This window comes from Xenorhabdus innexi (assembly GCF_002632485.1).
GTDB classification, from domain to species: domain Bacteria; phylum Pseudomonadota; class Gammaproteobacteria; order Enterobacterales; family Enterobacteriaceae; genus Xenorhabdus; species Xenorhabdus innexi.
Genome location: NZ_NIBU01000123.1, coordinates 1 through 3,974 on the forward strand (window position 1 = coordinate 1; position 3,974 = coordinate 3,974).

Consider the following 3,974-nt stretch of genomic DNA (forward strand, 5'->3'; position numbering starts at 1 on the left):
GAGGGCTTCTTTTTGGGCATTTGTCAGGGTAATTTTCATGGACACAATCTTGATCTGATAGGAAGGAAAAATCAAGCAGCTTCAATTACGATGGGTATAGATAGGCTTTGTTGGATGTCTGGGATTGTTACGCCGAATAAGGCTTATCGTTTTCGATTCAAACCTGATAGTTCAAATATAGAAGAATTACGCCCTGTTTCAGGTGGATTAATGAGCTATACGCTATTACCAGAAAAGGCCATTTATTGGTTGAGTGAAACACCAGAAGCATTGCAGGCTTTAATGCACTGTGTAGCCGGAAAGTGGGAAGGGGGAAAAGGTGTTAGCGATTTGATCGATGAGGCAATAAGTAAATTACCCAATTTATCGTTACCACAAATTATTACACCTAAGTTACAAAATGAATTAAATGATGTTCCAGAAAAGACACTTGATATCTCTGATTTAAAAAATAGCGAAGGATTTAATGATATCTCTTTGATTTTAAATGGAGAAAATACAAAAAGTGAAGTTGATAAGGTTCAAGAGAATATTCAGAATGTAGAGATCATGTCACTTGGAAGTGCATTTAGCAAAGTTAACTCAACGGAGAAAGAGTTATCAGGACTGGAGGATACTTTTTCTACTGTAAGTGCAGAAGAATCTATCAGCGATGATTTGAAAGCCGTAATGACACTTTTAGACATCAAAGAAGATATTGAAACCCAACACAATCATAACATTAAGTTATCATTTAATGATGTTACTGAACATCAATTTGATGATAAAGTAAACTTAAGTGAAGATAAAATGTATGATAGTTCACTTATAGAAAATAAATCAATTGAAATTATTGGAAAAAATGTAATTCTTGTGGGGGATGAGGATAGAAACACGGAAGAAGAATATATAAATATGGAAAAGCAAGAGCAGGGGGAGGGAGTACCACTAAAGATGAAATTTTGGCAATGGCTTAAACAAGGATTGCAGGCTGAACAGATTGAATTTAATACAGCTAATGCAAAAATACATTGTGTTGCAGGTTTTTTATTCTTACAGACACCTGCTATTTTTTTCCTTTTTTTACGTCAGCATCCAGAATTACCAGTCGATCATAAACAGCTTTTATCTGCGTTCGAATCATTAAATGTACATCGGGTCGAAAAGAAGGGTAATAGAAGGAAGCGTCATTATACTTGTAAGATCTACCCTAATCCTATTAATGAAGAGACACGTAAAAATAATAAATTTATACGTGCCAGTGGATATCTAATTAAATTAAGTTTGATTTTTGTGAGAAATCCCCCTCCAGATAGCTCTTATGTTGATTTTACCTCAGAGTAATATAAGTATGATATTGAATAAAAAAGAGGTATGAGAACATATTTTATGAAAAAAATAATGTCTTCAGTTCAGGGAAATAATGATCCTATTTGGTATGAATTATTGGATGAATATTTTTATGCAAAGGTTTTACGTCCCGATACTGAAAAGACGTATAGTAAGATGGTTAGATTATTTCTTCATTATTTAAAAGAAATAGAAAATATAAAAATCACACCAGAGAAAGTAACTCATAAACATGTTTTACGGTGGAGAAGGTATGAATTAAACGTTAAAAAAGTTGCTGAACGAACTTGGAATACAAAAGCTAGGCACATGCAAGTATTGTATAGCTTTTGGATAAAAAAAGGGTTGTTATTTGGAATAGAGAATCCATTTTTTGATAGCCAGGTTGAACCAGGGATGAAAAGGAAAAAAATTTATACAGAAGCGCAGGTTCGTACTATGTATCGCGTTTTTGAGAGATTCACTCTGCTAGAGAAAGAAGCATCGCTACAGCAGGCGACCTATCGTTGCTGCGCATTATATCCAACGCGATTTTGGCTTGTTGTAATGGAGACATTTAGATTAACGGGAATACGCTTAAATCAATTAGTTCACATTCGGTTAAACGATATTGATTTTGAAGAAAATTCAATTACCTTACGTAGCGAAAGTAGTAAAAATCATCGTGAATATCAGGTAGTTTTATTGGGTCTATTAAAACCATGTTTGCAGAAGTTGATGGATGAAATGGTATTAAGAGGGGCTATGCCTGATGATATACTTTTTAATGTGCATCGACTTTCAGATAGAGAAGTGGATAGAGAAAAAATTATAGATAGCCAGCCTGTGAAATCATTTTTTCGTCGTTTTTCTATAGAATGTGGTTTTCCTGTCAGTCCTCATCGTTTTCGCCATACATTAGCAACAATATTAATGCGTCACCCTGAACGTAACATGCAATTAACAAAAAATGTGCTGGGGCATCGAAGTTTGTCCTCTACGATGGAGTATATAGACCAAGATCTTCACAATATGCGGCATATGTTAGAGCATGAATTATCTGGTTATTTGGGAATGGGGCTAGGTGGGGAATATGAACGCTTGACTGTGATGAAATAGACAAAATAATTAAAAAAAATTTACATAGAGTTGACGAATGGTTTAACTCTATGTATAACAGATATGAGAAAAGGAGCACTTGATGCAACAAGTGCCCTTTTTGAAACTAACATTCAACCATGCGAATATCTACTAAATGGGCATGATTGAAAGCCAGTTTCCTAAATTTTTACTGCTCGTTGATTTTCTCACTTTCAACGTTCAGGCTAGGAAATTTGGTGCCCGGAGGCGGAATCGAACCACCGACACGGGGATTTTCAATCCCCTCGTAAGTTAATAAAATGTAAATCCCTGCTAATTTGACAATTTGTACACTTAACTAATTGAATTTATTGAGTGTACAAGATGATAATTCTTCCCATAATTTCCCCCAAAGGGGGCGAAGGCAAATCAACCCACGCGGCTAATCTGGTCGGCTTTTTTGCCGATGCCGGTTTTCGCGTTCTCCTGATTGATGCGGATTATTCGCAACCCACGGCCAGCAGTATTTTTCCCCTGCATTACGAAGCCCCCGCCGGGCTGTATGAATTGCTGATGCAGACGGTGGATCTGAACCAGTCAGAGCAGATCATTTCCCGTTCAGTCATCAATAATCTGGATATCCTGATCTCTAACGATCCCGATGAGCTCCTGCCGACCGCGATGCTGCATGCCCCCGACGGGCGTTTACGTCTGCGTAATATTCTGCAACATCCCCTCTTCAGTCAGTACGATATTATTTTCATTGATTCCAAAGGGGCGACCGGCGTCATGAGCGAGCTGGTTGTGTTGTCGGCCACGCAGGATGTACTGGGGGTGATCAAGCCCATTTTACCCGACGTCCGCGAGTTCCTGCGCGGCACCCTGCGGATGCTGACCCGGCTCCGGTCTTTTGAGCACTACGGGGTCCGGCTGCCGGCCATTCAGATACTGGTCAACGGGATTGAAGGCACCAATCTTGACCGGGATACACTGAGTGAACTGACCGATATTATCGATAACCGACGCTATGATGCCGCCACACTGGGTGGCCGGCAGGTTTACCGGTTACTGGACACCCGGATAGATCTGCTGGATATCTACAAACTGGGGCATGTCCGTGCCCAGCCTGTGCACCGTCTTGAATATAAAACGGCCCGTAAAAGCCCGGCGGCGGCGCACACCCTGCACGCCCTCGCCTGTGAGCTGGTGCCCTTATGGGCGGAGAAGTTCGATGCCGTATTGGTCGAACAACCGACAGGAGACGCACAATGAATGTTATCTGGCGGGCGGTCTGCTTTCGTTATGAACGTGTTGAATTACTGTTCAGTGATGATGAGTGGTTTGTGTTTGTCGATGCGCCGGATCGGGAAACGGCGCAGGAGAAACTTCAGGTCCTGTTACCGGCGGTGCTCGGCGTGTCTGCGGACGAGGTTGAGCACTTTTATCCCCGCAATGAAGCGGAACTGCGCCGGCAGGCGATGTGCCCTGATGCATCGCCGGATTTGGCGTTGCTGGAATGTGGCTGGGAAAATAACCAGCCGCAGTATCTGACCCGTGAAGAGGTGCTGTTCTGGGTCTCTTCGCCG

General features: G+C 41.0%; 4 protein-coding genes. All 4 read left to right on the forward strand.

Annotated features, from left to right (window positions below; translation table 11 throughout):
- On the forward strand, window positions 1-1,323 hold a 1,323-nt coding region (locus tag Xinn_RS20135; RefSeq protein WP_153043422.1), incomplete at its 5' end, for a conjugal transfer nickase/helicase domain-containing protein.
- A gap of 45 nt (window positions 1,324-1,368) precedes the next feature.
- Window positions 1,369-2,427 (forward strand): tyrosine-type recombinase/integrase, encoded by a 1,059-nt coding sequence (locus Xinn_RS20140; RefSeq protein WP_086954011.1) that lies wholly within the window; start codon window positions 1,369-1,371, stop codon window positions 2,425-2,427.
- A gap of 345 nt (window positions 2,428-2,772) precedes the next feature.
- Window positions 2,773-3,660 carry a ParA family protein gene (locus Xinn_RS20145; protein ID WP_099137781.1) on the forward strand — a complete coding sequence of 296 codons (888 nt, stop codon included), beginning with the start codon at window positions 2,773-2,775 and terminating at the stop codon, window positions 3,658-3,660.
- The coding region (locus Xinn_RS20150) for a hypothetical protein (protein WP_099137782.1) at window positions 3,657-3,974 on the forward strand (318 nt) is incomplete at its 3' end. The genes Xinn_RS20145 and Xinn_RS20150, both read left to right, overlap by 4 nt.

Bases quoted from the DNA above. Each gene is read 5' to 3' on its own strand.
- Xinn_RS20140 (WP_086954011.1), top strand. From the start codon at position 1,369: ATGAAAAAAATAATGTCTTCAGTTCAGGGAAATAATGATCCTATTTGG.
- Xinn_RS20145 (WP_099137781.1), top strand. From the start codon at position 2,773: ATGATAATTCTTCCCATAATTTCCCCCAAAGGGGGCGAAGGCAAATCA.